Annotated in this window: 4 protein-coding genes and 1 pseudogene; 3 read left to right on the top strand and 2 right to left on the bottom strand. The window is 35.8% G+C overall.

Annotated features, from left to right (window positions below; translation table 11 throughout):
• Positions 1 to 130: 130 nt before the first annotated feature.
• Positions 131 to 361: pseudogene (locus tag BO222_RS14470) on the top strand (ATP-binding protein); the annotation flags it as partial.
• 27 nt (positions 362 to 388) lie between these two features.
• On the top strand, positions 389 to 628 hold the full coding sequence (locus BO222_RS14220; RefSeq protein WP_233131277.1) for a hypothetical protein: 240 nt from the start codon (positions 389 to 391) through the stop codon (positions 626 to 628).
• A gap of 109 nt (positions 629 to 737) precedes the next feature.
• Here the strand turns inward: BO222_RS14220 and BO222_RS13170 are convergent, their stop codons facing one another.
• Positions 738 to 2,075 (bottom strand): NCS2 family permease, encoded by a 1,338-nt coding sequence (locus BO222_RS13170; RefSeq protein WP_075821162.1) that lies wholly within the window; start codon positions 2,073 to 2,075, stop codon positions 738 to 740.
• Positions 2,076 to 3,432: 1,357 nt separating this feature from the next.
• Between BO222_RS13170 and BO222_RS13165 the strand changes: the two genes are divergently transcribed.
• Positions 3,433 to 3,762: a hypothetical protein gene (locus BO222_RS13165; RefSeq protein ID WP_075821161.1), complete on the top strand. Its 330-nt coding sequence runs from the start codon at positions 3,433 to 3,435 to the stop codon at positions 3,760 to 3,762.
• Between the two features lie 385 nt (positions 3,763 to 4,147).
• Here the strand turns inward: BO222_RS13165 and BO222_RS13160 are convergent.
• Positions 4,148 to 4,402, bottom strand: a 255-nt coding sequence (locus BO222_RS13160; RefSeq protein ID WP_075817320.1) for a transposase, incomplete at its 5' end; no start/stop codon positions are given.

The raw sequence follows: 4,402 nt of genomic DNA, 5'->3' as shown, positions 1-4,402 counted from the left end.
GCTCAGAAACAGACATTGGCTACTCTATCTTATGTCTGTTCCTGAGCCTTTCAGCCCCCATTTTGATCACCCAAACTGTTAACTTATAAATCACCCAAATTGTTAACTTTTTTATTGACTACGAACACCGATCACAGTTCGAATAACCAATGAAGAATTAGAGATCACAAGTCATCCTGGTTTTGACCGTTCAATTCAGGATATCGATATTGAGGCAAGAAGAATAAGATCTCGTTCTTATCGAAACCGGAGAATTGGTGATTTTTTAAAGGAACTCCATCTGATTGAAGGAAGAAATACCGGCTTCCCAAACGCCGCAAAAGCATTAAAGCTAAATGGATCACCTGAATTTAAATTGATTATGGATCCTGAGCGACAGTTCCTTTCTGTGGTTTTACCGATACATCCTGTTTTTCAGAACGATAAAGGAAGCAAAAAAAATGCTGACTACAGAAATAAAATTCTTATGCTGCTCGAAGAACATCCAGATTCCAAGACTCAGCTCGCTTTAAGAATGGGATATAAAGGCATCACATCAAAACTCAATCGGGAAATCAAAACTCTTCTTCTTGAAAAGAAAATCGAGCAAGTCCTCGTCAACGGAAAGACAGTTTATAAAGTTGCCTGATTCACTATTCATCTACCTGACATATATTACAAAAAAAGTCATTTTCTGATTTAAATTCAGAAAATGACTTTTTCATATTCAATAAATTATTTTCGATCGTGTTCTTCGATTAGAAGGACAGATAAGGTGATGCAAAGTAGAGTACGAAAATAACCATCAGAGCCCATACAGTTGGGTGAATTTCTTTAGCCTTACCAGCAGAAATCATAGCTACTGTATAAGCGACAAATCCAAAGGCAATACCATTGGAAATGGAGTAAGTCAGGATCATTGAGATAATCGTAACAAATGCAGATACCGCATAAATCATGTTATCCCAGTCAATACCCTTCATCTGACGAGCCATCATAACACCAACTACAACCAGAGCTGGAGCCGTTACAGCGTTTGTGATCAGACCAAGAATCAGTGGAGAGATCAGCATGGAAAGCAGGAAGAGAACACCAGTAGTTACAGCTGTAAGACCAGTTTTTCCTCCAACCTGAACACCAGAAGAAGATTCAACAAAGCTTGTTACTGTGGAAGTACCAATAACTGCACCAAATACAGTGCCGATCGAGTCAGCAAGAAGTGCTTTTTCAGCTCCTTCAAGTTCACCTTTCTGGTTTACCAGACCGACTTCAGTTCCAACCGCAACCAATGTTCCAGCTGTGTCAAAGAAGTCAACAAACAGGAAGGAGAAGATAACCACGATGGCATTGAATGGATTTGCGAACAGTTCAGTAAATCCATTCATGAACGCACCAGCAGCATTCAATTTGAAATCAAAGGAGAATACTCCACCGAGTACTGGCATATTTTCAAAACCAGCTACCCCAAGAATCACACCAACGATTGCAGTGACGATCAGTCCAACGAATACAGCTGCTGGTACTTTTTTAACTACACAAGCAATCGTGACAAGAATTCCGAAAATAGAAAGCAGAACTGTAGGATCTGAGAAGTTACCGATTCCTACAAAAGTCGATTCATTCGCAATGATGATTGCTGCGTTTTTGAGCCCGACAAAAGCGATAAAGAAACCGATCCCTGCACCGATTGCCAGCTTAAGCTGAACCGGAATTGCATCAATGATCATTTTTCTGACGCCGGTGATTGAGATCACCACGAATACGACACCAGACAGGAATACAGCGGCCAGAGCAGCTTCCCAGCTGTAACCCATAGCTCCACAAATTGTGTAAGCGAACAAAGCATTGACACCCATACCGGCTGCCAGAGCGACTGGATAGTTGGCCAGAATACCCATGATAATACTTGCAACAGCTGCAGAAAGAGCCGTAGCCGTAAATACAGATTCAATATCCATACCAGCGTCTGAAAGGATCATTGGATTGACGCCAAGAATATAAGCCATTGCCAGGAATGTTGTAATACCGGCAATAATCTCTGTTCTGACGTTCGTCCCCTTTTCAGACAGGTGGAAGTAGGAATCTAAAAACTTCATCTATAGTTCCTCCTTAAGATCAGACGAAAAGTATTCTTCTATAAAAAAGAATAGGTAAAGTATATCCGATATCTGATGAAAAACAATATTGGAAAAATTTGTTCAAAATATGGTTGAGTCTTTGTCCGTTTTATAGGACTTTTTAAACCGGATACATGTCATTTGAAAGTTTTTTCAGTCAAAATGAATCGAATTGTTATCTGTTTTGGATTGTTATTAATCATTTGTTCGAAGGAACTCTTTCATTTTCTTTTATTCTTTTCTTCTATTGTTCGAACATTTCAGGATTTAATATTTCACATATTTACCCATATTCTCTTATTTTTAATCAGCTGTTTTTTTACCAGAGGAAATCTATGAACGACTGAACATTATTCTGTGCATTTCTAACCGGTATTTCTCACAAAATCGTTAAAATAAATCCGCTGATTGTGCTATATAAAGTGTGATATGAATAAGTAAGAATCCATTTATGCAATTATTTATTTTTATGTCATCTTATATGGATTTTGTTGATCAGAAGCTATAAGGAGTGATGCTTTCCCTGCAATAATGAGATGAGAGAACAGAAGGATCAAGTCAGATGATGAAACAGGTTGAATGATATTTTGTGTATTAAACCAATCGATCAGATCTGATCCTTGAACAAATTAACCTTAAACCAGAATTAAAAAGAATAAAAAAATTAACAAACGAATATCGCAATAGAATTATTTTGGTTTTACAAATTCCGATATTGAATTATATATCGTATAAGTATTTCATTAAATATCAACTTTTAATTTCGTTAGTTCAATCATAGGTAAAAAAATTTAGTATTTATCAATTTAGATATTGACATTTTAATTAATATCAGTTCAATTATCTTCATACAATCTTAATATTGTGTTATTTCAACAGAATTTATATTACTTTGAAGTGACAAATTCGGATATGTAATCATTTAATGACATATTTGGTGACTACCATATTAAGTGTCGATTAATTGATTATAAATATATTACCGTAAATAATGAAATTGATATCGCGCTAGATTATAATATTCATAGACATAGAGAATTATATTTGTGGTTAATGAGAGTCGCATACTTAGGGAAAATCCTAAACAGTATATGAATCGCGGTGAAAGTTTAAGCATTAAACAAAAAGCGATGTGCTTTTTCACTCATATTGTTCGGTAAATATAAATATAGACTCGCTTTTGTTAATTGTTATTAAATTTTTTCACAAAAAAAAAAAAAAAAAAACAGAAGTGACTAACTTTTGTCCTCTTCTGTCCTCATTTTCCAGGTTCTCAGTCTAATTCTCATTGATCGATCATACGAATACTTATTTATATTAGAAAGGTAACGACAATATGTCCGATAATTTTTCGAACTCTGATGATCAGAAATCAAAACCAAATGGTTTGAATTCTAAAGAGCCACTAACTCCTGGAACTTACGATCCTAATGCTGATCTTGTTATCGATAAACCCCGGCTAAGAACCATAATGGGAGAGTACCGAGATAACCGCGGTACCCTCGCAGATTATCTTGAACTTTCTACTGGTACCCTGTCTTATAAAATGAATGAAACGCGGAATGCCTGCTTTAACCTTCGAGAAATCCGCAAGATTATTCAGCGTTACAATCTTACTGAACAGCAGGTTCTTGATATATTCTTCAAGAACAGTTTCAAGAAATAATCCTGTGTATAATTTTAACCACGAACAGTAAAATTATACACGCAAACAACCCAACTTTTTTCTAAAACTGTATTAGAAAGTGTTTTTTTAGACAAGAATTCTATTTATTTTTTTTAAAATGATTAGTTTTTTTTGTCCTGTTTAACCTTCGAAAATTTTTAAATAAAGATGATAAACTCTTAAAAAAAAAACAACATTCTGCGATCGAATCAGTTGAGAAGGGGCTGTTAAATTTCGACTGATTTTTCATCAGCGAGATTTACAGCCCCTTTTTCTATGCTTTTTATCTGATTCAATCCTGTTTTATGATGTGTTTTTCCGCTCAAGTCAATTTTCGAACGCACTGAAAAGAGCCAAAACTCAAAAAGACTGTTTATAATCTTTTTCAGATTTCGCTTTTCTGCTCCTTTAATTTTCCATAACGTTCGAGTTCTGGGCAACTCATCCGATTTCTGTTGTTTAATTTTCTGATATTGTGTCCCATGGCCACAATAAGCACCTCAAATTTTACGTTTTCCAGTCCCCGGCGTCTCAATCGGCTGTATCTGTAGTTTTCTTTAAGATCTCCGAAGGTTCCTTCCGCCTGAATGCTCCGGCTGACCATAATCTCATGTCCTGCATCTGAAGACATGTTCTCCCG

It is taken from the genome of Ileibacterium valens, from assembly GCF_001945525.1.
GTDB classification, from domain to species: domain Bacteria; phylum Bacillota_I; class Bacilli_A; order Erysipelotrichales; family Erysipelotrichaceae; genus Ileibacterium; species Ileibacterium valens.
Note: the sequence above shows the minus strand (reverse complement) of the source record. Positions and strands in the feature narration are given on the sequence as shown.